Origin of the sequence: Mycetohabitans sp. B8 (assembly GCF_021991875.1) — a bacterium.
Classification (GTDB): Bacteria; Pseudomonadota; Gammaproteobacteria; order Burkholderiales; family Burkholderiaceae; genus Mycetohabitans.
Genome location: NZ_JAHLKR010000014.1, coordinates 16,441 through 38,929, shown reverse-complemented (window position 1 = coordinate 38,929; position 22,489 = coordinate 16,441). Strand labels below are relative to the sequence as shown.

At 61.0% G+C, this 22,489-nt stretch carries 22 protein-coding genes, 2 pseudogenes and 1 other annotated feature; of the genes and pseudogenes, 15 read left to right on the top strand and 9 right to left on the bottom strand.

Annotated features, from left to right (window positions below):
* The first annotated feature begins 105 nt into the window (after window positions 1-105).
* A complete protein-coding gene (locus KQH60_RS05900) occupies window positions 106-375 on the top strand; it encodes a hypothetical protein (protein ID WP_237575600.1) in 270 nt (89 codons plus the stop codon).
* 249 nt (window positions 376-624) lie between these two features.
* Window positions 625-1,002 (top strand): hypothetical protein, encoded by a 378-nt coding sequence (locus KQH60_RS05895; RefSeq protein ID WP_237575599.1) that lies wholly within the window; start codon window positions 625-627, stop codon window positions 1,000-1,002.
* Between the two features lie 217 nt (window positions 1,003-1,219).
* Here KQH60_RS05895 and KQH60_RS05890 read toward each other — a convergent pair whose 3' ends face one another.
* The 4 genes from KQH60_RS05890 to KQH60_RS05875 form a co-directional block, all read right to left on the bottom strand.
* Window positions 1,220-2,281 carry an NAD(P)/FAD-dependent oxidoreductase gene (locus KQH60_RS05890; RefSeq protein ID WP_237575598.1) on the bottom strand — a complete coding sequence of 354 codons (1,062 nt, stop codon included), beginning with the start codon at window positions 2,279-2,281 and terminating at the stop codon, window positions 1,220-1,222.
* A 213-nt stretch (window positions 2,282-2,494) separates the two neighbouring features.
* Window positions 2,495-2,785 (bottom strand): hypothetical protein, encoded by a 291-nt coding sequence (locus tag KQH60_RS05885; protein WP_237575597.1) that lies wholly within the window; start codon window positions 2,783-2,785, stop codon window positions 2,495-2,497.
* Window positions 2,786-2,795: 10 nt separating this feature from the next.
* Entirely contained in the window at window positions 2,796-3,563 is a 768-nt protein-coding gene (locus KQH60_RS05880) for a slipin family protein (RefSeq protein WP_237575596.1), read from the bottom strand.
* On the bottom strand, window positions 3,563-5,059 hold the full coding sequence (locus tag KQH60_RS05875) for a nodulation protein NfeD (RefSeq protein WP_237575595.1): 1,497 nt from the start codon (window positions 5,057-5,059) through the stop codon (window positions 3,563-3,565). Before KQH60_RS05875 ends, KQH60_RS05880 begins: the two co-directional genes overlap by 1 nt.
* A 402-nt stretch (window positions 5,060-5,461) precedes the next feature.
* Here KQH60_RS05875 and KQH60_RS05870 point away from each other — a divergent pair.
* Together KQH60_RS05870 and KQH60_RS05865 are read left to right on the top strand one after the other, a co-directional pair.
* Window positions 5,462-5,781: pseudogene (locus tag KQH60_RS05870) on the top strand (IS3 family transposase); the annotation flags it as partial.
* Window positions 5,695-5,810: a sequence feature (AL1L pseudoknot), on the top strand. It overlaps the preceding pseudogene by 87 nt.
* A gap of 609 nt (window positions 5,811-6,419) precedes the next feature.
* Window positions 6,420-7,847: a Fic family protein gene (locus KQH60_RS05865; RefSeq protein ID WP_237575594.1), complete on the top strand. Its 1,428-nt coding sequence runs from the start codon at window positions 6,420-6,422 to the stop codon at window positions 7,845-7,847.
* 46 nt (window positions 7,848-7,893) lie between these two features.
* Here KQH60_RS05865 and KQH60_RS05860 read toward each other — a convergent pair whose 3' ends face one another.
* Window positions 7,894-8,064: a hypothetical protein gene (locus KQH60_RS05860; protein WP_237575614.1), complete on the bottom strand. Its 171-nt coding sequence runs from the start codon at window positions 8,062-8,064 to the stop codon at window positions 7,894-7,896.
* Here KQH60_RS05860 and KQH60_RS05855 point away from each other — a divergent pair.
* The 3 genes from KQH60_RS05855 to KQH60_RS15005 all read left to right on the top strand — a co-directional run bounded on the left by KQH60_RS05855 (window position 7,990) and on the right by KQH60_RS15005 (window position 9,429).
* A complete protein-coding gene (locus KQH60_RS05855; RefSeq protein ID WP_368669320.1) occupies window positions 7,990-8,478 on the top strand; it encodes a transposase family protein in 489 nt (162 codons plus the stop codon). The two genes, KQH60_RS05860 and KQH60_RS05855, sit on opposite strands and share 75 nt — an antisense overlap.
* A 239-nt stretch (window positions 8,479-8,717) precedes the next feature.
* Window positions 8,718-9,203: a transposase gene (locus tag KQH60_RS05850; RefSeq protein ID WP_368669319.1), complete on the top strand. Its 486-nt coding sequence runs from the start codon at window positions 8,718-8,720 to the stop codon at window positions 9,201-9,203.
* Window positions 9,204-9,216: 13 nt separating this feature from the next.
* Window positions 9,217-9,429 (top strand): hypothetical protein, encoded by a 213-nt coding sequence (locus KQH60_RS15005; protein ID WP_368669321.1) that lies wholly within the window; start codon window positions 9,217-9,219, stop codon window positions 9,427-9,429.
* Window positions 9,430-9,787: 358 nt separating this feature from the next.
* Here the strand turns inward: KQH60_RS15005 and KQH60_RS05845 are convergent.
* Window positions 9,788-10,139 (bottom strand): annotated as a pseudogene (locus tag KQH60_RS05845) (tyrosine-type recombinase/integrase); the annotation flags it as partial.
* A 153-nt stretch (window positions 10,140-10,292) separates the two neighbouring features.
* Complete coding sequence (locus tag KQH60_RS05840) at window positions 10,293-10,826, bottom strand: hypothetical protein (RefSeq protein WP_237575593.1); 534 nt, start codon at window positions 10,824-10,826, stop codon at window positions 10,293-10,295.
* Window positions 10,827-12,135: 1,309 nt separating this feature from the next.
* Here KQH60_RS05840 and hpnI point away from each other — a divergent pair.
* From hpnI to KQH60_RS05820, 4 genes are all read left to right on the top strand, one after another.
* Window positions 12,136-13,359, top strand: coding sequence for a bacteriohopanetetrol glucosamine biosynthesis glycosyltransferase HpnI (gene hpnI / locus KQH60_RS05835; RefSeq protein ID WP_237575592.1), 1,224 nt, complete (start codon window positions 12,136-12,138; stop codon window positions 13,357-13,359).
* 85 nt (window positions 13,360-13,444) lie between these two features.
* Window positions 13,445-14,866, top strand: a complete 1,422-nt coding sequence (gene hpnJ / locus KQH60_RS05830) for a hopanoid biosynthesis associated radical SAM protein HpnJ (RefSeq protein WP_237575591.1) — start codon at window positions 13,445-13,447, stop codon at window positions 14,864-14,866.
* Window positions 14,863-15,720 carry a hopanoid biosynthesis-associated protein HpnK gene (gene hpnK / locus KQH60_RS05825; RefSeq protein WP_237575590.1) on the top strand — a complete coding sequence of 286 codons (858 nt, stop codon included), beginning with the start codon at window positions 14,863-14,865 and terminating at the stop codon, window positions 15,718-15,720. Before hpnJ ends, hpnK begins: the two co-directional genes overlap by 4 nt.
* Window positions 15,717-16,778 carry a lysylphosphatidylglycerol synthase domain-containing protein gene (locus KQH60_RS05820; protein WP_237575589.1) on the top strand — a complete coding sequence of 354 codons (1,062 nt, stop codon included), beginning with the start codon at window positions 15,717-15,719 and terminating at the stop codon, window positions 16,776-16,778. The genes hpnK and KQH60_RS05820 overlap by 4 nt, the downstream gene beginning before the upstream one ends.
* Window positions 16,779-17,009: 231 nt before the next feature.
* Here KQH60_RS05820 and KQH60_RS05815 read toward each other — a convergent pair whose 3' ends face one another.
* A complete protein-coding gene (locus KQH60_RS05815) occupies window positions 17,010-17,318 on the bottom strand; it encodes a DUF1488 domain-containing protein (RefSeq protein ID WP_237575588.1) in 309 nt (102 codons plus the stop codon).
* A gap of 440 nt (window positions 17,319-17,758) precedes the next feature.
* On the opposite strand from KQH60_RS05815, the gene KQH60_RS05810 reads away from it, so the two are divergent.
* The 4 genes from KQH60_RS05810 (at window position 17,759) to KQH60_RS05795 (ending at window position 20,288) form a co-directional block, all read left to right on the top strand.
* Window positions 17,759-18,310, top strand: a complete 552-nt coding sequence (locus KQH60_RS05810) for an NADPH-dependent FMN reductase (protein WP_237575587.1) — start codon at window positions 17,759-17,761, stop codon at window positions 18,308-18,310.
* Window positions 18,311-18,855: 545 nt separating this feature from the next.
* The gene (locus KQH60_RS05805; RefSeq protein WP_237575586.1) at window positions 18,856-19,005 is read left to right on the top strand and encodes a hypothetical protein; all 150 of its coding nucleotides are present in this window, start codon (window positions 18,856-18,858) and stop codon (window positions 19,003-19,005) included.
* A gap of 214 nt (window positions 19,006-19,219) precedes the next feature.
* Entirely contained in the window at window positions 19,220-19,492 is a 273-nt protein-coding gene (locus KQH60_RS05800) for a hypothetical protein (RefSeq protein ID WP_237575585.1), read from the top strand.
* Between the two features lie 190 nt (window positions 19,493-19,682).
* Window positions 19,683-20,288, top strand: coding sequence for a hypothetical protein (locus tag KQH60_RS05795; protein WP_237575584.1), 606 nt, complete (start codon window positions 19,683-19,685; stop codon window positions 20,286-20,288).
* A gap of 708 nt (window positions 20,289-20,996) precedes the next feature.
* Here KQH60_RS05795 and pip read toward each other — a convergent pair.
* Complete coding sequence (pip, locus tag KQH60_RS05790) at window positions 20,997-21,977, bottom strand: prolyl aminopeptidase (protein ID WP_237575583.1); 981 nt, start codon at window positions 21,975-21,977, stop codon at window positions 20,997-20,999.
* Window positions 21,978-22,489 lie beyond the last annotated feature (512 nt).

Sequence of the window (22,489 nt, the reverse complement as noted above, 5' to 3'; positions counted from 1 at the left end):
GCTGGGCCGGTACAGCGCGCGCGGCCGGATCTCAATCCGCTCGACTGCATGCGGCACGCCAGCCAGCGCAACCGCGGCATCGAGCACCCACCAGCCGCGTTCGCCATGCACGGCGACGAACTCGGGGCGGTGCGCGTTCGAATCACCCATTTCGAGGATCTTGGCCAGCTTACTGGATGGCTTGCGTTCGCCGATCCCATGGCGCTCCATCCAATCACGCATGCGCAACGCCCCCGACAATCCATCCAATTCGGCATCCGGCATCGGAATGGAGTCGTTCAGCGCGAGTTAAAAGCAGAGGCAGTCAACGGATTCTGCGAAGAATTAGCACTGGCGGGCGGATTTTGCCACTCGTCAGTGCTTTATATGCGATAATTACGGCCCCATGCGGGGGCACACCTCGCATTGGTCTCAGGTTCTGGTTAAGCCCTCGGAATAAGGCCAGAGCCCTTCACAGCCGGCTTCGTGCCGGCTTTTTTTCGGGTTCGACCTTCTGGTCTGCTCAAATCGCCTATAACGTCTCGGAACCGCGGTGTCGATTGCGAAGAAGTTTCCTTTTTAAGGAAGTCAAGGATTTCGACGTTTCGGATTATGCCGTAAAAAGAAAGTTTTAGGAACAGCCTTATGCGACAACCCTCCCATTGCGTATTGATCCGCCGGAGTTGTTTCACATTTGCGACAGTGCTCGGCATGGCCGGATGCTCGAGTGCGACAAACGGCGGACACGGTGCGTCGCCGCTCGCGCAGGATAAGCCGCTGATCTACGTGTCTTCGCTGCGCTCCACGCGCGATGTCAGCGCCTGCTTGCGCGAACGCCTGCCGAACGCGCGCGCGTCACGCAGCGGTGAAATGACGGAGTTGAACATCGGACGGGGTCACTGGGTCATCCTGCTGACGCCGTCGGCGACGGGCGGCACGATTGTCAGGGTTGCGCAGCCGGCCAGCGGCGCGCAGCCGGAGGAGTCCGAAATGCGTTTCCATCTGGCCCGCTGCCTGACGTAGGCCACCGTGCATGCGATGCCGTCCAGCACAGTCACGGTGTCATGGCATGGCAAGGCGCGGTGAATTCACCGTGCTGTCCCTGGGGGCAGAACAGACAATGGCCGGTCGCGACAGACCGCGGCGACCGCGTGGCTCGGCTACCGCATGGCCGGGCTGCCGCGGCAACGCCCATGCACGGCGTGGTGACGGCGCACTTGAGCACCGGTGCGCCGCGTGTTTATTCCGACGCGGCCGGCGTGCCGAGGATCTTCTCCGACAACGCGGAATCGTAGCTGGAGTGGACATGCACGCGCTTGCGCTCAGGATGCGCATAGCCATATACCTTGCGCAGCGCCAGCGCGGCCTCGTGGAAGCCCGACAGGATCAGCTTCTGCTTGTTTGGGTAGATCGCGATGTCACCGACCGCGAACAGGCCCGGGCGCGAGCTTTCGTAGTTGGATGTGTCCACTGCGATACGTCCCGCGCGAATCTCCATGCCCCACTGCGCGATAGGTCCCAAATCGGCGACCAATCCATATAGCGCAATGACATGTTCCGCGGGCACGCTCGTTTGCACGCCGATCTGCGCGATATCCACCGCCTGCAACGCGCCGTGCTCGGTGCGCAATGCCGCGATCGTGCCTGTCACGATATCGAGTTCGCCAGCGTCAGCGGCGCGGCGCAACTGTTCCACGGTCGAGTCCGCCGCACGAAACGCGTTGCGTCGGTGTACGAGCGTCACATGCTCGGCGACGTGGCGCAGCGCGAGCGCCCAATCGAGCGCCGAGTCGCCGCCGCCTGCCACGACCACGCGCCGACCCGCGAAGTCATTGAGGTTGCGCACCGCGTAGTGCAGATGGCGTCCCTCCAGCGAGGCTGCGTCGGGCAGCGCCAGCCGTTGCGGCACGAACGCGCCATTGCCTGCGCTGATCAGGATCGCCGCGGCATCGAACTCCAGTTGCTGCTCCGTGCGAGCGCGCCAGCGGCCGTCCTCGCGTTGCTCGACATGGACCACGCGCTGGCTCAGATGGATCGGCACGTTGAACGGGTGACACTGCTCGGCAAGCCGTTCGACCAGTTCGCGCGCGGTGCAGACTGGAATCGCCGGAATATCGAAAATGGGCTTGTCCGGATACAGTTCGGTGCATTGGCCGCCGATTTGCGCAAGCGTGTCGACGACCTCACACGTCAGTCCGATCACGCCGGCCTCGAAGGCGGCGAACAACCCGACTGGACCGGCACCGATGATCAGTACGTCGGTGCGGATCGGTTCGTGGACGGATTCAGTAGTATCAGGCATTTTGCGGTACGCTGCGGGCACGCGCAACGTTCATCGGTGCAGTGAGTATGAGCACACCATACCGGAGCGCGGTGCGGGCGGCAACGATAACACCACACCGCGAGGGGCCGACGCGCGCAAGCAGGCACGGCCGTTAGTGAGCTAGGCCGTGTCATTAGCCCATCCATCTGAAGGTCGATGCTGGATCTGCCTGGTGCCCGTCCATGCGACGGATCACCCAACGAAGCGCAGCGCGAGTGCGACGCGGGTCGCGTTGACGACGTGCGTCGAATGGGTCGTCGTCCAACTCGACACGTCGATCGTCGATGTCGCATTGTCGTGTATCGGCCTGGCATGGCACGCGGGCGTTGGCGTGCTGCAATGGGGCGTCAATCCGTACACGCTTGCGATGCGCTCGCGGTCGATCGGGTGGACGGCCGCTGGCGCCGGCTGGGTCGAGCCTGGCCCGTGTGGGCGATGTCGATACGCACGCCGGCGCTGCCGCATGCGCTGATACGATCGCATGCTTTATCGGCTAGCTGTCGGTTTTGCGCGCGGTGGCGGCCAGTGCATCAACCAAGTCCATTGGGACCGGAAACACGATCGTCGAGGTCTTGTCACCGGCGATGCTGGTCAGCGTCTGCAGGTAGCGCAATTGCATTGCCTGCGGCTGCCGGGCGAGCATCTGCGCGGCCTGCAGCAGTTTCTCCGATGCCTGCAACTCGCCTTCCGCGTGAATGACCTTGGCGCGGCGCTCGCGTTCGGCCTCGGCTTGCCGCGCGATGGCGCGCACCATCGACTCGTTCAGGTCAACGTGCTTGATCTCGACGTTTGATACCTTGATACCCCATGTGTCCGTCTGCGCATCGAGCGCCTTCTGGATATCATCGTTAAGCTTCTCGCGCTCGGCCAGTAGCTCGTCAAGTTCGTGCTTGCCGAGCACCGAGCGCAGCGTGGTCTGCGCCAGCTGGCTGGTGGCCTCCAGGTAGCGCGCGACCTGAATCACCGCTTTTTCCGGATCAACGACGCGGAAGTACACGACCGCGTTGACCTTGACCGATACGTTATCGTGTGTGATCAGGTCCTGCGACGGCACGTCTAGCACGACGGTGCGCAGATCAATCTTCACGAGCTGCTGAACGCCGGGAATGATCAACACGAGGCCCGGCCCTTTGACTTGCCAGAAGCGGCCCAGCATGAACACCACGCCGCGTTCATATTCGCGGAATATTCGGATCGCTGCGACAAGGATCGCCACCACGAGCAGCACGAGGAAGCCGGTGAAGCCGAAAGTTAAATTCATTACGAATGCTCTCCTGGTTCGGGCGGTGGCGCCGGTATGACGCTCAGTGTCAGGCCATGCCGGCCCGTCACACGCACGGGCGCGCCGCTGGGCAGTGCATGATCGCTGCGCACGCGCCACTGTTCGCCTTGGATTCGAGCCCAGCCGGTCGACGACTGGCCCGCGTTGGAGGCGCCGTCGCCGGTGACGGACGGTGCCCACTCGCCAAGCATGACGCCGGTGCTGCCGACCAGCGTCTCGGCACCCGCCGTGACCGGACGCCGGCGCGCGCGCAGCGCAACGCTGGAAATCGCGATGAAGCATGTCGCGCTGAGCAACGCGAGCGCGATGATCAACGGCAGCGGGATGCCGAAGCCGGGGACCTCGGTGTCGATCAGCATCAATGCGCCGATGCCGAACGCGACGATTCCGCCAAAGCCAAGCGAGCCGAATGTCGGCAGGAATGCTTCGGCGATCAAAAAGGCAATGCCCAGCAGTATCAGAATCAATCCGGCGTAGTTGACTGGCAGCATGTGCAGCGCAAATAAGCCCACCAGTAAGCTAATCGCACCCGCCACTCCTGGCAGCATGAAACCCGGATTGGTGAACTCGAAGAACAACCCGTACATGCCGATCATCATCAGGATCAGCGCGACGTTCGGGTTGGTGATTACGGTGAGTAGACGAGTGCGCCAATCGGGCTCGATTCGCACGACAGGGGCATGGGCGGTCTGCAGCGTACGCATCCCGTGCGCGGTGCCGATTCGTCTGCCGTCGAGTTGCGCGAGCAACGCATTCAGGTCGCTGGCCACCACGTCGACTACGTGGCACGACAGCGCGTCGCTCGCTGGCAGGCTGACCGCATCACGTACTGCGCGCTCGGCCCATTCGCCGTTTCGGCCATGCAATTGGGCCAGACTGCGAATGTAGGCAGCCGCGTCCTGGATCTGCTTACGTGTCCCGGTGCTGCGCGGGTCGCCTGGCACGTCGATGGATCGCGTGGGCGACGATGTCGGTGCGGCTGCGGCTGTCGCGGCGCCGCTGGCTGCCTCGGCGGCCCGGCTCTCGGTCGTATCCGTCGCGGGGCCGCCATCCGAACCTGATGGCGATGACTCGTCGCCGATGCCGAGTTGGATCGGCGTGGCGGCACCAAGGTTGGTGCCGGGCGCCATCGCGGCGATGTGGCTGGCGTACAGGATATAAGTTCCCGCGCTGGCGGCCCGTGCGCCAGCCGGGGCGACGAATGTCGCCACCGGGACCGATGACGCGAGTATTGCCTTGATGATCTGGCGCATCGAAGGGTCTAGTCCGCCGGACGTGTCCAACTCGATCACGACCAACTGCGCGTGCATGCTGGCCGCCCGAGCCAGGCCGCGCTCGATGAAATCGGCGCTCGCAGGACCCATCGCACCGCTGACAGGGAGCAGCGCGACTGGCGCGGGCGCTGGCACGGCACCGGCAGCTAGTGTGGCGAGGGTCCACCCGAAACACAACTTGCGGAGCGTGCGCAGCAGCATGACGGATTCCGAAAATCCCTTTTGTTCAGCATAGGGCGGTTTGCACTGTTTTTCAGTGCCACGGTGAACTATCACGTCAATCTTGGCGGTTGGGCAAAGCCAGCGGCGCTGCATCGACGACCGGCCGCTGATTGGCATCGGCTTGCGCAACGCTGTTATGCGCCAATGCGCCGCGGATGGCCCTGCATCTGAGCGCACTCTTGGTTAAGCACCGTCATTGTCCGTCACCCTATGGCGTAATAGGCCAATCCATTTAACTTAAGGACGGAGGCAGGCTCCTCAAATAACGTCTAAAGCGTGTTAGTGAACTGCACCGAGTTTTGTGGAGGCGTCAACTCTTGAGAGAATGGAGCGATGAACAAGAAGCCAAGCAAGTTTTCCCCGGAAGTTTGAGAGCGGGCAGTGCGCCTGGTACGCGAGCAGCGTAGCGAGCACCCGTCGATGTGGGCGGCAGTCGAATCGATTGCGCCGATGATCGGCTGCACGCCGCAGACGCTGTTGGATTGGGTTAAGCGCGACGAGCTCGATCGTGGCGAGCGCGATGGCGTGAGTACGGCCGAGCGTGAACGCATCAAGGCCTTGGAGCGCGAGGTCAAGGCACTGCGCCGGACCAACGAGATTCTCCAACTGGCGAACGCATTTTTCGCCCAGGCGGAGCTCGACCGCCGTTTCAAGTCCTGAAGGCCTTCATTGATCAGCATCACGACACCTTCGGGGTCGAGCGCACGGTACTGTCTTGCCGTATCCCCCTTCGTGTAGATAGTTGCGAACGTTAAATTGACGTGTCCTAGCCCCGTGTGCACGCTCCCAAATCGATGCCCGCGTTCAGCAGCACGGTTTGCATGCGTGCGGCGTAGCCAGTAGATGCCCTGTAGGGCGGCCGCTGTTCCCGGATAGGCGCGCTCGAATCGCCGCGCGGCCTGCGCAAAGAGCTTCTTGCGTAGTAGGGCCAGCGCATCTGAAGCGAGGAGGGGGCCCGCTTCTAAGTGGCCGACGAGCGGCATATCCTTCGGCGCCGTCTCAAGCGTGTAGGGCGCCGGCTGCAGCTGCAGCGAGTCCGACCGGTGCTGCCATTAACCGCGGCGGCATGGCATGTGTACGAGCCGTGCTTGTTTGCCTTTGCCGATCGCCCTCAGCGGCCAGACGGCTGACAGAGATTTATATGTTTTTTGTGTGTTACCAGTAATTTTTATAAGGAATTGTGGTCAAATAAACGAAACTCGTACAAAAGGGGCGTTTCTATATGCCTGACTGGATCGGCTATCGGTGGTTGGCGGAGCATTTTGGCGTCGAGGCGGTGCAGCCGTTGCGGATTGACAGTCAGCTGGCCAAGTCGCGTTCCACCGAGTGCGTAGACGGTGTGACGCATGAATTCTATCCTCCCCAGTTTAAGCCTGCGGATACGCTGGCTGGGCATTTGACGTTTGCTTTCAAGCGGGAAGGCATCCATCTCGAATTCTTGGCGCGCCTCTTTGATAGGGTACCGGCGGCTGAGCTGGAAACTTGGATCCAATCCGAACCGACCGGCCAGTACGCCCGACGCGCGGGCTTTTTCTACGAATGGCTGACTGGCCGGCGACTCACGTTTAGTGGTGTGGAAGCGGGCAACTACATCGACGCTCTGGATGAGCGTCTCTATCTGACGGCCTTGTGCGCGCAAAATAACCCGCGCTGGCGCGTACGTGACAATTTACCTGGCACGCGCGACTACTGTCCAACGGTTTACCGTACCGACAAGGTTCGAGCCGCCGAGGCCTACGATTGCGGGCAGCGCCTGCGCGAGCTGGAAGTCGAATATGGCGAAGATTTACTCATGCGCAGCGCAGTGTGGCTTACCGTCAAGGAAAGCCTGGCCAGTTTTACCATTGAGCACGAGGACCGGCATGTCAATCGCGTCAAGCGCTTCGCTGCGGTCATGGAAAAACGCTGTGGCCACTACCGAAGCCCGCTCAACGAAGCAGCTCTCACCGAGCTGCAAACTGAAATTTTAGGGCCTAGAGCGACCCGCTATGGCCTTCGGAAATCGCCTGTCTTCGTTGGCGAAGTTGATTCGACTTTCGTGCCGCTGGTGCATTACATCGCGCCACACTGGACCGATACAGCGTCCATGTTGGCCGGCTTGCACGCGTTCGACCAGCGTACTGCTGGGCGCGCACCACTGGCTCGCGCCGCTGTCCTGTCGTTCGGTTTCGTTTATATCCATCCTATGTCCGACGGCAATGGCCGAATCTCACGGTTCCTGGTCAATGATGTGCTACGGCGTGACGGCGCAGTACCTGCGCCGTTCATTCTGCCCATATCAGCCGCGATCACAAGCACGACGGCCAACCGGCGCCGCTATGACCAGGTGTTGGAAGGGTTTTCCAAACCCCTGATGCAACGGTATCAGGATCAGTACCGGTTTGGCCCTGAAAAGGTCGCCGAAGACGGCATACGCTACAACCTGAACTTCGACGCATATGATGACGCTTGCGCGGCTTGGTGCTACCTTGATTTAACCGAACATGTCGAATATCTCGCCCACGTCGTGAACCTTACAATTGACCAGGAAATGCGCAAGGAAGCGACCTATCTGCGCAGTTTGCGCATCGCTCGCGCGCAAATCAAGGAAGTCATTGAAGGTCCGGACACCGAGATTGACCGCATCATCCGGTCAATACGGGACAACGATGGCAACATTTCAAACAAGCTGTGCCAGGAGTTTACGCTACTGGATGACCCAAATATCGGTACTGAGATCGTTCGTATCGTTCAGACGGCTTTTAACGCATCGTCTGACGCCGGTTGAAGTGAAGCGTGGTGCGCTGGCCGCTCGACGTCTCGGCGCACTTGTGTCAGCAGCACGTTGAAAATGGCTCTTTCCCACTTTGTGTGAACCTGCAGGTGACAATAGTGGCCATGCGCGATATCGCATCATTCGGATAATAGGCATGGATTTTTCCTTCCTCCAACGCCTGTTGCCCGCTGCCGACCTGCGCATTCTCGGATGGGAAATGATCGGCCATCGGCTCATCGTTGCACTGAAACCTAAAGGGCTCGTTGCGCGCTGCACGGCGTGTGGAGCGACAAGTTCCCGGATACACGCAGAGTACCGACGACGCGTTGAGGACCTACCGTGTAGTGGCCACCGCGTCACACTGGAAATCCATGTGCGGCGCTTTCGTTGCGATAACGCACTGTGTTGCCGGCAAACATTCGCCCAATGCCTTGCGCCATTTACTGCGCGTCAGCAGCGTCGCACAGCCCGAGCACAGACGCTGCTGTGGCATGTGGGCTTGGCGCTCAGTGGCGCCGCAGGTGCGCGCCTGGCGCAGCGGCTGGGCATTTCGATCAGCGGCGAAACGATACTCCGTTTACTCAAACGCAACGGCCAAAAGCACGTCGCGACGACATCCAACCCTACCATAGATCCTATGTAGCGTGAGACCAACCAAAGCTTAAGTCGTAAGCTTAAGTGAATCAAGGCGAACGCAACGGAGGCTATCACGCGTACAGCTCACTGAGCCGGAGTCGATGCTGAGAACGTAATACTGGCAACATCACTCGAACTGGCGGGGGCCTAATGGAAAATTGCGCTGCATGATGGACACAGACAGAGTCCAGCGGTGCACACGGTAAGGGGAGCGCAAGCGGCTATGCGAGTGCAAGCCCTTTGGAGGTGATTGAGCGGTACAAGCAGGAATGGTTGCCGCCCCAAGAGGTGCGTGTGGTGGTCAGTTATGAGGCTGGGCAGGATGGATTCTGGATCTATAGAGCGCTGCGCTCGCGTGACATGGATTGTTACGTGATCGATGCGGCCAGTATTCCGGTGGAACGGCATAGGCGTCGCGCCAAGACGGATCGGCTTGATGCGATCAAGCGGGTCACGAATCTGCGAGCATGGCTGCATGGCGAACGCGACCGCATGCGCGTCGTGCGAGTGCCCTCGCTGCAAGAGGAAGCTTCGCGTCAGTTGATTCGTGATCGAGGGCAGTTGCACAAAGAGGTGCTGCAGCACCGCGAGCGTATGCGTAAGCTGTTGATCACAATGGGTTACTGGGACGGTTTCGATCATAGGACGTTTGCGAAGCGGCTAGCGAGCGGCAAACTGGTTTGTCATGATGGCACGCCGCTGCCCAGCGAGCTGCATGAGCGACTGTTATAGCGCATAGAGCCGGATTGATCAGGAGATCAGCAAGCAGGGAAATAGGCGAGTGCGAACCCAGCTCATCGAGATGGCCTGGTGCCGGCTGCGCTATCAGCCTAGCAGTGCGCCGGCGCAGTGGTGCCTCGGTGGCGCGCAGCGCGGTGACCGCGTGCATCGGGCGCTCATCCCGTGCGCCGGGAAAGACCCAGGTACTGTCCACGCCACTGGCGTGCCGTTCGACTAACCAGCGCGCCAGCGCCGACCGCGCAAACGCCTCGGGCCGAGATTGACGTGAGAAACGTGAGCCTGGCGCGCTAATGTGGATGAGCTGGTCCGGCTCAATATTAATGCAGTTAACAGTCAATTCAAGGGCTTGCAACACCTTCAACCCCGCGCTCCGAAACGTCGCCATCAACGCGCGGTCCCATAAGCTGTGCCAGCGCGCGTAATGCGTGCTCGCCACCAGGGACAACAACGTGCGTTTGCGAAGCTTCTCGAAGTGATGATGGAATGGGTTGAGTCAGCTTTCTGAAACCTGTTTTTGGTGTTGGCTGCCGCTCCTGGTAAGCCGCGATTTTGCTCAGGACAGGAGGCGCCGGCAATCAGCGCTGTGGTTCCTGAGCAGGGGGCTCGACCGGGTCCGTGTCGCCCCAGTTCATCCGATGGCCGCGCACCGTCTCGCGGTGTCGCGTGTCCTCTTCTTTGTGCAAGTACAGGCTCGTGGTGGTCAGCGACGCGTGCCCGAGGTTGTCGCGCACCGTGTGCAGATCGAGGCCGCCGTCGGCCTGATGTGGGCCGGCCGTATGTCGCAGCCAATGCGCCGACGCGCGCACCAGTTCGTCGGCCCGATCGGCGAATATGGGTCCGCGCGCGTAGCCACGACGCGGCGCCGCGAAAGACATGCTTGATCGCGTCATGCAAGGCCGATCGTGACAGGCCACGGCGCGCTCCACCGTATCGATCATGTAACAATCCATGCACCGCGAGCGCAACGTGTTTCCCCTGCCATAAGCGATGCAGGAGCAATAACGAGGCAGCGTTGTGCATCATGTTCTAGGCTTGTCCTGAGCAGCGCTCAATACGCGCCATGTCGGCATGAAAAGAGCATCAAGTCCAATGTCCGTCTTGCAGTGCAGCACGCAGTGCCCGTCGCATTGCCCGCGCTAAACGAAGCGCGGTACCGCCAGACAGGCCCTGCGCGATCGCATAATCGAGCCCATCGGCCTCGACCACGATGCCCCACTTAGCCACGCGCCTGCGCTTAGGATGCCGCCATAGCAAGGCCTGTGGCTCACCGCAAAGCGCGCGTCGCGACAGCAGTACAACGCGGCGCTTGCGCGGCGAGACTAGGCAAACGCGACTCACTCGATGCATTGCGATCAGGGCGGGCCCCGATGTTGACCCGAACCAAACCATGCCTGCCGCACTGATGCTGAACTGGCTTGTGGTGAGGGCCGGCTCAAACCGACGCAGCCACCACCAGGCAGTCCACGCCTCGCCCAGCGAGACCACGATGCCAAGGTCAAGACGTATGAGAAACGCGGTGACGGTCAGACTCGTGACGGTTAGCCATATTCCTATGCTGTCTCGTTTAGAAAGTACGACCGGCGGCACGACGAAGCGCACGTGCGCCGGGTCCATGACAATGACGTAAAATCCTTGATCTACCACGGTATCTGTTGGCCCGCGTCGCTGGAGCGATGCGGGCCATGCACCTCCTCGTTGCTTTGGGCAAAACCCACCCCTCGCGCCGATAGGCACGATGTGAGGAGAAGCGGAAAAGACGTTTAAGCCGTTAGATTAAGAGTCCTAACGGTTGCGCGAGACGTCCGCTTCGTTTAGAGCAACAGTGGAGAGTTGAACTATTTTACGGTGGCTGCGCGGCTCGGTGCGTGATGGACAAATGGCGAGGCACCCGTTTAAAGGCAACAAGCGACGCACAAAACGCGCAAAGACGAGGAAAAAGAAGCAGCGGCGTTCGCCGAACACGCAGAGGGCAATATTCGGACGAACAAACGCCAAGAGGGGGACTATCCATGGCTGGCTCCTGTATCCCGGTTTTCACCCGCTCCCTTTCTTTCCACGGAAAGGGTGGCAGACCGAACGGGGGTGGAAACCGGGATACAGGAACCGGCCCAGCCGAAGCTGGCCCCGCCCGGCCCGCCATAGACGTGCCAGACGTTACGCACAAAAAAGCCGCACACATCAAAATGGCGCGGCTTCTGTGCGCCTGTATCTACCGGATTTCCACACCCGACCGCTGCTGTTTTCAGCGGCAATTCCAGTATAGGGCAGTTCATCAGAAAATGGCAATTGGAAATTCCAATTCCATGGTGAGTTGCCTACTGCTGGAGTCCTTGCAGGGATTTGCAAAATCGAGCTTGATACAACTCAGTCAGTGTCAGGCTGCGCTCGTCCCGCTCGCGTAGCGGTGGCTTGACAGCAGCGCGCCAAAGGTTTGCAGCGCAACGCACACTGTCATCGACTGCCTGCCAATCAAATCACTGCCATGGATTGTAATGCTTGTTTTTTTACGCTCTTAAGTCATTCACCTGCTTCGTCCTGGTTCGCTGTCGGGCCGAAGCGCAGCGCCTGAAGATTTTCCCGCGAACCTTTGCAGCCCGGTCAATCCAGCTTCGCTCCTCGGACTGGATGCGCAGATGCCAACACCGACGCCTGCGCAGGCCCACAGGATGACGAAGGGCACACCAGGATGACGAAAGGCCTTTGTGTAGTGGTGTGCGAGGTCGTGATTTTCGTCAACACGCGGTTGCTGCCATCACATCGAGTCGTTATCATCCAGGACTTGCTTTTGAGCCCGGCGCGCCAACGAACTAGCCTTTCATATTACTTTCGGTTGATTACTTTAGCGTTGCCCGCCCCGGCTTGGAGTGGCAACAACGAACGAAAACGACGCATGCCACCCAGGCAACATGCGTCATACTGTGTGATGGTAGCCACTGCAAACCTCGCATCCTGGTTAATCGTGACCGTCGCCGCCATGGCGGCGTTTTATGCTGTGATCGCCGCGGCGGTGTCGCTGCGCGGGCGTCGCCCGCATCCGTCACAACTGAATGCGCCGGGCGCGCCGCTTGCGCCGGTCAGCGTGCTCAAGCCGCTGTGCGGGCTAGAGCCGCGGTTGTTTGAGAACCTCGCGACGTTCTGCGAGCAGGATCATCCGTGCTTCGAATTGCTTTGCGGTGTCCACTCTCCGAACGATCCGGCGATTGCGGTCGTCGAGCGGCTGCAAGCGGCTTATCCGTCATGCGACATCCGACTGTTTGTTGATCCGCATGTGCATGGCAGCAATCTAAAGGTCAGCAATCTGATCAACCTGGCTGCGCGCGCCCGCTACGATACGATTGTCCTTGCCGATAGCGATATCGCGGTGCAGCCGCATTACCTGGCCTCGGTGTGCGCGCCGCTGGCCGATCCGGCTGTGGGCGTGGTCACGTGCCTGTACCGGGCGCATGGTGTCGGTCCGTGGTGGACGCGGCTCGGCGCGATGTTCGTCAACGACTGGTTCGCGCCGTCGGTGCGGGTCGCGCATGCCGGAGGATCGACCCGCTTCGGTTTTGGCGCGACGCTGGCGCTGCGGCGGCAAACCCTTGATACAATTGGCGGTTTCCAGCGATTGAAGAACTGTCTCGCGGACGATTACTGGTTGGCCGAGCACGCGCGCGAAACCGGGCTCGCGACGGTGCTGTCCGACATCACGGTATCCACCGACGTCGCGGAGTCGCATTTTGGTGCACTGTGGCGGCGTGAAACGCGTTGGTTGCGCACGATCCGCTCGATTAATCCGTTCGGCTTTGGCTTCCTGTTCATCACGTTCACGTCGCCGTGGCTGATCGCGGCTGCGGCGCTCGCGCTAGCCCAGCCTGCGTCCCAGACGCTATTGGGTGGCGTTGCCGCGGCGCTGGCCGGCATCGGCTTGCTCGCGCGACTGGTGCTGCACTGGCGTGGCGTCTACATCACCGGCGAGGTGGCTCGGGACCACGGCGCGCGCACCGTGCGCTCCTTTCTGCGCGATTTGCCGCTGGTGCCGTTGCGCGATATGTTGTTGTTGGGCCAATGGCTGAGCGCTGCGGTTGGCTCGCACGTATACTGGCGCGGCTCGCGCGTGCCGCTGGTCGGCACGCCATTGCCGTCGCGCAACCGTGAGTCGCTGTAGCGGCGTGCGCCCCGACCGATCGAGGTCACGGCTTTTTGGGGCAAGCGGTGCGGCGTTCATCGCACATTGCGGAGTATTTGACTAAATGAAGACGCTTTTCTTGCAGGCTCCGTCGTTTGACGGTTTTGACGGCGGCGCCGGATCACGCTATCAGGCCAAGCGCGAAATACGCTCGTTCTGGTACCCGACATGGCTCGCGCAGCCCGCCGCGATGGTGCCGGGCAGCCGCGTGCTCGACGCGCCGGCTGACGGCCTATCGGTCGAGGCGACGCTTGATATCGCGCAAGGCTATGATCTGGTCGTTATCCACACGAGCACGCCGTCATTTCCGACCGACGCGTTGTTTGCGCAGAAGCTCAAGGAGCGCAAGCCCTCGGTGATGATCGGCATGGTTGGCGCAAAAGTGGCGGTTGATCCGCATGGCTCGCTCAGCGCGAGTGCGGCGATCGACTGGGTCGGCCGCGAGGAGTTCGACTATACGTGTAAGGAAGTCGCCGAAGGCCGGCCGTTGAAGGACGTCACCGGCCTGTCTTACCGGCTGGCCGATGGTTCAATCGAGCACAATCCACCACGGCCGATGATCGAGAACATGGACGAGTTGCCGTTCGTGGCGCCTGTCTACAAGCGCGACCTGAAGATCGACCACTATTTCATCGGCTACCTGAAGCATCCATACGTGTCGATCTATACGGGCCGCGGCTGCCGTTCGCGCTGCACATTCTGCCTGTGGCCACAAACGGTTGGTGGGCATCGCTATCGGGTACGCTCGGTCGAGAACGTGCTGGAGGAAGTGAAGTGGATCCGCGACAACATGCCTGAAGTCAAGGAGATCATGTTCGACGACGACACGTTCACCGACTTCAAGCCGCGTGTGGAGGCCATCGCGCGTGGGCTCGGCAAGCTTGGTGTCACGTGGTCGTGCAATGCTAAGGCGAACGTGCCGTATTCGACGCTGAAGATCATGAAGGAAAACGGCTTGCGGCTGTTGCTGGTCGGCTACGAGTCCGGCGACGATCAGATCTTGCTGAATATTAAGAAAGGGTTGCGCACCGATATCGCACGCCGTTTCAGTGAGGACTGCCGCAAGCTCGGTATCAAGATTCACGGCACCTTCATCCTCGGCCTGCCCGGAGAAACGCGCGAGACGATTCAAAAAACCATTGCGTATGCGAAGGAAATCAACCCGCATACGATCCAGGTGTCGCTGGCCGCGCCGTATCCTGGGACGACGCTGTACAAACAGGCCGTCGAGAACGGTTGGCTGGAGGAAAACAAGGTCATCAACCTGGTCAGCCATGAGGGCGTGCAGTTGGCGGCGATCGGCTACCCGCACCTGTCGCGCGAGGACATTTATCACGGCCTCGAGGAGTTTTACAAGCGGTTCTATTTCCGGCCGTCGAAGATCTGGGAGATCGTGCGGGAGATGCTAACGAGCTGGGAAATGATGAAGCGCCGGCTGCGCGAGGGGGTCGAGTTCTTCCGCTTCCTGCGAGCACACGAGGCGTGACACAGTCGTCGGCCCGCGCATTGATCGTCACCGCCGACGACTTCGGGCTGCATCCGCGCGTGAACGAGGCAGTCGAGCGCGCGCATCGCGAGGGCATCCTGAATGCGGCGAGCCTGATGGTGGCCGCGCCAGCCGCGCGCGATGCGCTCGAGCGCGCGCGCCGGATGCCGTCGCTGCGTGTCGGCTTACATCTGGTGCTGGCCGACGGCAATGCGATGCTGCCGCGTGAGCGCATCGCGTCCTTGGTCGACGCACATGGCCGGTTTGGCGATGCGATGGCTCGCGACGGGGTTCGGTTCTTTTTCCTGCCGCATGTGCGCCGGCAACTGGCTCGCGAGATCCGAGCGCAGTTCGACGCGTTCGCGGCGACTGGCCTGACGCTGGACCACGTCAATACGCACAAGCATTTCCACCTGCACCCGACCGTCTTGTCGCTGATCGTTGAAATCGGCCGCGATTACGGCATGCACGCGATGCGGCTGCCCCGAGAGGCTGACGCGCCGCTGCTGCTGCGGCCGTGGATCACGTTGGTCAAGTCGCGGCTGCGGCGTGCCGGGATCGCGCACAATGACTACGTAGTGGGTATGGCCCGCAGTGGCCAGATGGACGAGGCCGCGCTGCTCGCGGCTGTCGCGCATCTGCCGCCCGGGATCGGCGAGATCTATCTGCATCCGGCTGTGCCGGGCGAGGGGGCCATCACGCCGTCGATGCGCGATTATCGCCATGCGGACGAACTCGACGCGCTGCTGTCGCCGCGTGTTGCCGCGGCGCTGGCAGCGGCGAACGTGCGGCGCGGCGGTTTCCGCGATGTGCTGCCGGCCCGAACCGGCGCGAATCGCGAGGCGCTAGCATGAAGCTGCTGCGCGCACTGAGTTGGCCTCTGGGCATCGCGATCTTCGTCGCGTTGCTGTGGCACGAGGGCGTGCATGACGTGAGTCAGTCGCTGTCGCAGGCGGGCTTTGCGTTGTTATGGCTGGTGCCGTTTCACATCGTGCCGCTTGCATTCGATGCGCAAGCATGGCGAATCCTGTTGGAACGGCGCGCGTCGCTGCCGTTCCTGACCTGGGCGGCGACGGTGCGCGAAGCCGTGTCCCGGATGCTGCCGTCCGCGGGCATCGGCGGTGAACTGGTTGGTATCCGGCTGGCCGCGTGGCGCGTCAACGATTCGGGCCTGGTGGCCGCGTCGGTGGTTGTTGAGGTACTGACCACGATTGCGGTCCAGTATGTGTTCTCAGCGCTGGGCATCGTGCTGATCTTTCTGCAGGCTTCGCACCACGGTTCGCTGACTCCAATTGTCGTCGGCCTCGTAGTGTCGTTGCCGATACCGATCGTATGCGTGGTGTTGTTGCGACGCGGCGGCTTGTTCGACAAGCTCGACCGTTTCGCGAAACGATTGTTCGGGGCCGATCATCGGTTGCTGGCCGGCGTCGACGGTGCCGCATTGGATCGCCGCATCGACGCGGTGCTCACGCGTGCGGCGACGTTGGCGTCAGCGTTTGCATGGCAACTGGCCGGCTACGTGATTGGCGCGCTGGAAACGTATTGGGCATTGGCGCTGCTGGGTCATCCCGTATCGATCGGCGCGGCGCTGGCTATCGAGGCGCTGATCCAGGCGGTACGCCACGCCGCGTTCATCGTGCCGGCCGGTCTTGGGGTGCAAGAGGCGGCGGTGCTCGTGCTGGCGCAGATGCTGGGAGTCGATGCGGCGACCGCGATGTCGTTGGCGGTGACCAAGCGCATGCGCGAGGTCGTGTTCAGCGGCCTGGCGCTCGCGTCATGGCAGCTCGCGGAGTGCTGGCGTGCACACCAGACTATCGGCGAGCAGTGGCGCCGTCGTTGGCGCGTGCAGCGACGGCTGCGACGGCGGGCGCGTCGTGCTGCCGCAGTTTCTGTGCCGTTCGTGCGTCGCTGACGCCACGCCGTCAGTGGCGCAATCCGCTGGGCTTGGCCGGTTCGACTTCGCGGTTGACTGCTTGCAGGTGTCAGTGCCACAACATCGTGAATGTGTCGCGAGCCTGCGGGTCGCTACCGTTAACTAGGCTTGTCACGCGCATTGTGTGTTCCTTCGCGGTGGTGCGGGGACACCGTCTGGTCTCGACCATGACCGGCGATCCGGCGTAACCAACGTGATAGGGGCGCGGCTTCAGCTACACTGTGTCGCGCGTGCCGCTTCGCGGCATTGCTGGAAGCGCAGGTAGCCGCTACGCAACAAGATCTCGTTGAAACCCGAACCTTGAAGCACGTTACGTGCGACACGCTGGATTGCTGCGCGGTGCCGGTCGAACGCTGCCAACAGGTCGCCCGGATTGGGCGACTCCGCGCCGAAATGGTCCTCGAGTGCTTCTGCCGAGATCGAGCAATCGACTTGTCGGTCATCGACCTTTGCGGTGAATCCCACGGTCAGATTCCAGCCGCGGAATTCCGGCGGTGTATTGACGAAAACGATCTCCATGATAGGCTCCCCGCGTGGCGCGAGCGGGGGCGGTGTGCACGGCCGCGTCACGCCGCATCATCCGGGGCTGGCGGGCTGCTGGCCCCTGATTGAATGATCGTAGTCACTAATGCGCGAAAAGCAAGAAGATCAATCATTGGGCGCCGGCGCAATGACGGCGCCTTTCCGTAGAACAACGGTTCAGGACGGCCATGCGCGGACATCACGATTGTACGCAAACGCCTGAAGTGGTAACGGGCGATGGCGCCGATGCAACACGCTGACGCGCGCAGCGCGTGCGGGTCTGAGCGATGTTGGCCGAGCCTGTCTCATGTGTTGCCCGAATGCATTGCACGCGCTGCTCGATACTTTCATCCAGCGCCGCTATAGTGAGGGGGAGGTGGCGCGCGATGATCCGTATGGGCGTGCACTGTCCTATCCACTGTTCGAAGGAGGGCGTGATGGCTTACAAAGTTGCGGTAATCGTCGGCAGTATCCGTGCGGATTCGTGGAACAAGAAGCTCGCGCATGCGCTCACGCGGCTGGCGGGCGACCGGCTCGAGTGCCGGTTCGTCGATATTGCTACGTTGCCGTTGTTCAGTGAGGATCTGGAAGCGCAGGTGCCGGAGCCGGTCAGCCGGCTAAAGCGTGATATCGAGGCGGCGCAGGCGTTGTGGTTCTTCACCCCCGAGTACAACCGTGGCCTGCCCGGCGTGTTGAAGAACGCGATCGACTGGGCCTCCCGTCCGTATGGCAAGAATTCTTTCGCTGGCAAGCCGGCTGCGGTGGCGGGTGCCTCGATCGGCACGATCGGTACGGCGATCGCTCAGCAGCAGCTGCGCAACGTACTTGCGTACCTAGATGTGCCCACGCTCGGTCAGCCCGAGGTCTTCTTGCATATCAAGGACGATACTTTCAGTGCCGGTGGCGACATTGCGAATGCCAGAACGAAGCAGTTCTTGCAAGGTTTCGCCGATCGCTACGTCGGATGGTTGGACAAGTTGCTGAAGTGAGCGCCGGCTGCGCGCATCGGCCATGGTGGTGACAGGAACCCGCTATGGTGCGCGTTATCCCCCGGCGGCCACGTCGGGGTGAACTGGGCCGCGCAGGTTTTCCTGTGCTTCGGGTCGCCCGAATAGGCGTCTTTGTTGGGTCTGGCCTGCCGTGGACCGCCGGCGGCGCAGTTGCGCGTCGGGTTCCACGCTTTCCGCGAAAACGCTCACGCACCGAGATTGAGCCAGCTTGATGACGTGGCGACGACCGCGTCGGCTTGCTGCTCTTCGAGCGTGATGCAGGCATGCGGCCTGACATCCCAAAGGTGAGAGTATTCGGGACAAGGGCATGGGATTCTGATGCGACGCGGCAGCGGGCGTCGCAAAGGTGAGGTTTTTCGGGAATAGCGTGCCACTCGCGCCCGGTCAAGCCATGCTGGCTCGATCCATCGCGCGACGCAGCACATCGAAGATCTGCGGCCGATTGCAGCAGTGCGATACGTTGAAGCGCAGAAAGTCCGCAGTTGATCGCGACGGGCTAGAGATTCGTGTAGCCTGGGACGTCTGTGTCCCTGTTCAGTGCACGGCTCGAGCCAGTCGAGCCTGTCCCCGCCGTGGTGTACCTCGAGCGACAAGCCATCGGTGAATACCAGGCATTTGCCGATGCTCTCACCCTGTATGCCGCGTACCATCCGCTGATTGACGAATCCACCTGAATGCTTGTGGGGCAACACCCATTGTATCAGCGGGCCGAACGGTTGCATGGCGTTCAAGCAGTTGAATCCATGCGTTAGCGCTTGAGCGCCGGTCTAGTAGATCAGGACCATGCCCGGGTCTGTCGCATGGCGCGCTGGGAACCACACTAAGCGGGCAGCTTTGCTGCTGTGACACAACGTCAATATGGGGTATGCCGTGCATACTGTCTCCTGCATGGTTGAATCCGATTATCGATCTATTGATAGTGGAGCCACATTAAAAGCGGATGACACGCTGGTCGAAAGTATGGGTACACAGATTTACCGCAAGGGTGGCCATCGTGCTGTTCATGCGACCGCCTATAGGGTTTATTGTTTGAGCGGTATCTACCTATTCCGCGAAGAAGTAAATCATACGCTGTCTCCGTCCTGTGACGCAGTGCCGCAGGACTACTGGCCGCATCTGCGTTATCGTTACTTTAAAAGCAGTTCAGTTTGTATTAATTAGGTAGGCTGAAAAATTATAAATGGATCATCGAGACTTCGCTAAAACGGCTCTTTGATCGCCATCGTGACTATTAATGTCTGTGCGCGGACCTAACCTGATTGAGCACTGACTGACGTTGTTGAATCAGTACGCGTTGCATATCCGTCAAGCCAGATGCCTTTATTTGACAGTCTAATGAGTGAGGCCCCCCATGCAAGTCAATACGATCAATCCAGGCTCGGCGCCGGTGGATTCCTTGTCGTTTCACAATGAGTTGAATACACATAGCGAAGTCGCGGGGCAGGGGCGAGCACGTGCCGGTTCAAAGCCAGAGGGCGTGTTGGCTGAGTTGCCCGCGCTTGCGCGCCACGCGTCGATGGCAAGGCGTAGGAACGTGACGAGCCAGGCTGCCTTCTTTGCTCAGCACCCTGAAGCGAAGTATTATCCTCCCGTGGTGCAACAAGTCAGTGGCCTATTGGAGAAACAGAATATCGGCATATCGGATCACGCGCATGACGGGGTCATTGCGAATATGAAAGGGTTGTGCTCCGGTACGCAAACCCATACGGGGGCGCATCTGGTCGAAAGCAGGGTATTCAGCCGCGATGCCATTGAGCATCTAAAATCAGGCGAGACGTACCTTGCTGCGGTAAATTGTTTCGGTTCGCTAATCAATGGAGTGGCGGCGATGACGGTCGGGCCGGCGCATGATTTCGATGACGCTAGACGATCGTCGGATCCTGAAAGGGCCGCACGTGCGTATGCCAGTATCGCTTGGGACTTCGAGACGCTGCCATCGCCGACACCGCGCGATTGACGTGAGCTATCTCGGGTGCCATCGGTGGCCAAGATGTTCGGCTACGTTCCTGGGGGCGCCGCATGCTGCCGGTTGGCCATGTTCCGGATTCTGCAGGCGGGCCGGTCCAGTGCGGCACCCGGGGTCGCAGGCGGGCACGGCCGGTGCCACATCGATATTTGTGAGTGGGGTACCCATGGCATCCATTTTTGTGCATAACCGGTAATCGGGCCTCAAACCTTACGGCCAGGATGTCGATATACACCAGGATCGTTCGCAAGGCGCGTGCCGCGCGTGGCAACGAGCGACAAAACGCCAGGCGGGACGGACACATGCACCTCGAGCCAGCTACTCACTTAAGTGCAGGCATAAGTTGGCTGACGAAATTGCGACTCTACCAAATTTCGATTCATAGCATGGCGAAGTAGATTAAATACCGCGGAGGCGGGAAGAAACGGCACAGCTTGCGTCGGATGTAGGTAGTGGGGCGCCTTGATGCGACAAATCTTTATAGCAGTACGCCGCAGTATCGAATCCTATATAGACCATTGCCTATGATCAAAGCGTTATACAGCTTGGCAGCGAGACTGTATAGCAAGACCGTATTGGGTCTTTCTCTGCTCGCCGTCGGTTCATTGAGTCGACGGCGTCTTTTTGAGGTAACGCAAAGCGCTGTAAAATCGAGGTGTGACATGGCCGGGCGCGGCAGGGCGGCGGCAAGGCCGTGTGTCAACCAGCCAAGTCGGCTCGGAGCCGGCTGGCCGCTTCCAGCAAGCCGGCCGAAATACCGGGATCGAATGTCCAATGCCCGGCAGCGTCGACGAAAGATAGCCGCGCGCGCGGCCAAGCGGCGGCCAGCGCGTAGGCCTGGTCGGCCGGACAGACCATGTCGAAACGGCCATGGACGATGTGGCATGGCAAATGGGCGATACGAGAGACACGCGTGAGCAGCGGCGGTGACGGCGGCAGTTCGTCGGCCATGTAATGCCGCTCGAGCAGCGCCATGGCGATGGCCGCCCGTGCCTGTGCGTCCTTGGGGATGGGTTTCTGGCCGGACACCGTATCGTGCCGGATGATGGACAGCGTCGTTTCATAGTGATGCCACGCGCGGGCGAGTTCAATGCCGGCTGCATCGCAGCGCGCCAGCGACGCGTGCGTCAGTGCGAGCACGTCACGTGCGCTGGCGGGTCGCTGGCCGCTGGCTTTTTCGATTGCCTCGAGAAACGCCGCATGTAGGTCGGGGTACAGACGCCGCACGTCCCACAGGAACCAGTCGGTGTCCTGCTCGCGCGCCAGGTAGACGCCGCGCAGCAGAAATCCGCTACAGTGTTGCGGATGCGTGCTGCCATAGGCGAGCGCGAGTGTCGTACCCCATGAGCCACCGAACACGGCCCAGCGCTCGATGCGCAAGTGTTCGCGCAGCTTCTCAATATCGCCCACCAGATCCGCGATGCCGTTGTGCGTAAGCTCGCCGAACGGCGTGGAGCGGCCACAGCCGCGCTGGTCGAAGAAGACAATCCGCCAGCGCGTCTTATCGAGATGGTCGGCCCAGCCCAAGTTCATCGCGCCGCCGGGGCCGCCATGCAGCACGACGATCGGCTGCGCCTGCGGATCGCCCAATTCGCGCCAGTAGATTGAATGGCCGTTGCCGACGTCAAGCATGCCTTCGGCACCGCTTGTTTTCTGCTCCGCCTTGCTTAGGTTGTCCATGTGTGATCCGCCAGGGTCCGCCAATGTATCCGAAAGCATAACTGGCTGGGCGAATTTTGTGTTCGGCACCGCGTTGCCGGCGCGCCGCATGCGAAGTCGTTTCGGCACGTGACCGCGCTGCCGCGCTACTGTGCCACGTCCCGCACAGGCCATGCAATGGAGAATGTCGGTGCACAAGAAACGAGTGATACTGCTGGCTACGATGATCCTTGCCCACGCGCTTCGATGCATGGCCATGGAGCCGGGCACCGTGCGGTACGAGAACGACGATTGTCGCATGCGTATCAGCGACAGCGCGAGCGAGCGGGCGCGTCGTGATCAGCAGCGATACTGGCGCCAATATAACGATCGACAACGGTATTGGCGGCAATACAACGACCGGCAACGATACTGGCGCCAATATAACGATCAGCAGCGATACTGGCGTCAATATAACAATCAGCAACGATACTAGCGCCAATATACCGATCTAACGATCAGCAACGGTATCGGCAGCCATACAATGATCAATA

What these genes read in the sequence shown, in the direction of transcription:
- KQH60_RS05900 (WP_237575600.1), top strand. Translation starts at nt 106, where the DNA reads ATGCACGGCGACGAACTCGGGGCGGTGCGCGTTCGAATCACCCATTTC.
- KQH60_RS05800 (WP_237575585.1), top strand. Translation starts at nt 19,220, where the DNA reads ATGGTTGAATCCGATTATCGATCTATTGATAGTGGAGCCACATTAAAA.
- KQH60_RS05815 (WP_237575588.1), bottom strand. Translation starts at nt 17,318, where the DNA reads ATGGAGATCGTTTTCGTCAATACACCGCCGGAATTCCGCGGCTGGAAT.
- hpnJ (WP_237575591.1), top strand. Translation starts at nt 13,445, where the DNA reads ATGAAGACGCTTTTCTTGCAGGCTCCGTCGTTTGACGGTTTTGACGGC.
- KQH60_RS05855 (WP_368669320.1), top strand. Translation starts at nt 7,990, where the DNA reads ATGGATTTTTCCTTCCTCCAACGCCTGTTGCCCGCTGCCGACCTGCGC.
- KQH60_RS05795 (WP_237575584.1), top strand. Translation starts at nt 19,683, where the DNA reads ATGCAAGTCAATACGATCAATCCAGGCTCGGCGCCGGTGGATTCCTTG.
- pip (WP_237575583.1), bottom strand. Translation starts at nt 21,977, where the DNA reads ATGGACAACCTAAGCAAGGCGGAGCAGAAAACAAGCGGTGCCGAAGGC.
- KQH60_RS05885 (WP_237575597.1), bottom strand. Translation starts at nt 2,785, where the DNA reads ATGCGATCGTATCAGCGCATGCGGCAGCGCCGGCGTGCGTATCGACAT.
- KQH60_RS05880 (WP_237575596.1), bottom strand. Translation starts at nt 3,563, where the DNA reads ATGAATTTAACTTTCGGCTTCACCGGCTTCCTCGTGCTGCTCGTGGTG.
- hpnI (WP_237575592.1), top strand. Translation starts at nt 12,136, where the DNA reads ATGGTAGCCACTGCAAACCTCGCATCCTGGTTAATCGTGACCGTCGCC.
- KQH60_RS05895 (WP_237575599.1), top strand. Translation starts at nt 625, where the DNA reads ATGCGACAACCCTCCCATTGCGTATTGATCCGCCGGAGTTGTTTCACA.
- KQH60_RS05840 (WP_237575593.1), bottom strand. Translation starts at nt 10,826, where the DNA reads ATGGACCCGGCGCACGTGCGCTTCGTCGTGCCGCCGGTCGTACTTTCT.
- KQH60_RS05810 (WP_237575587.1), top strand. Translation starts at nt 17,759, where the DNA reads ATGGCTTACAAAGTTGCGGTAATCGTCGGCAGTATCCGTGCGGATTCG.
- KQH60_RS05890 (WP_237575598.1), bottom strand. Translation starts at nt 2,281, where the DNA reads ATGCCTGATACTACTGAATCCGTCCACGAACCGATCCGCACCGACGTA.
- KQH60_RS05860 (WP_237575614.1), bottom strand. Translation starts at nt 8,064, where the DNA reads ATGGCCGATCATTTCCCATCCGAGAATGCGCAGGTCGGCAGCGGGCAA.
- KQH60_RS05875 (WP_237575595.1), bottom strand. Translation starts at nt 5,059, where the DNA reads ATGCTGCTGCGCACGCTCCGCAAGTTGTGTTTCGGGTGGACCCTCGCC.
- KQH60_RS05820 (WP_237575589.1), top strand. Translation starts at nt 15,717, where the DNA reads ATGAAGCTGCTGCGCGCACTGAGTTGGCCTCTGGGCATCGCGATCTTC.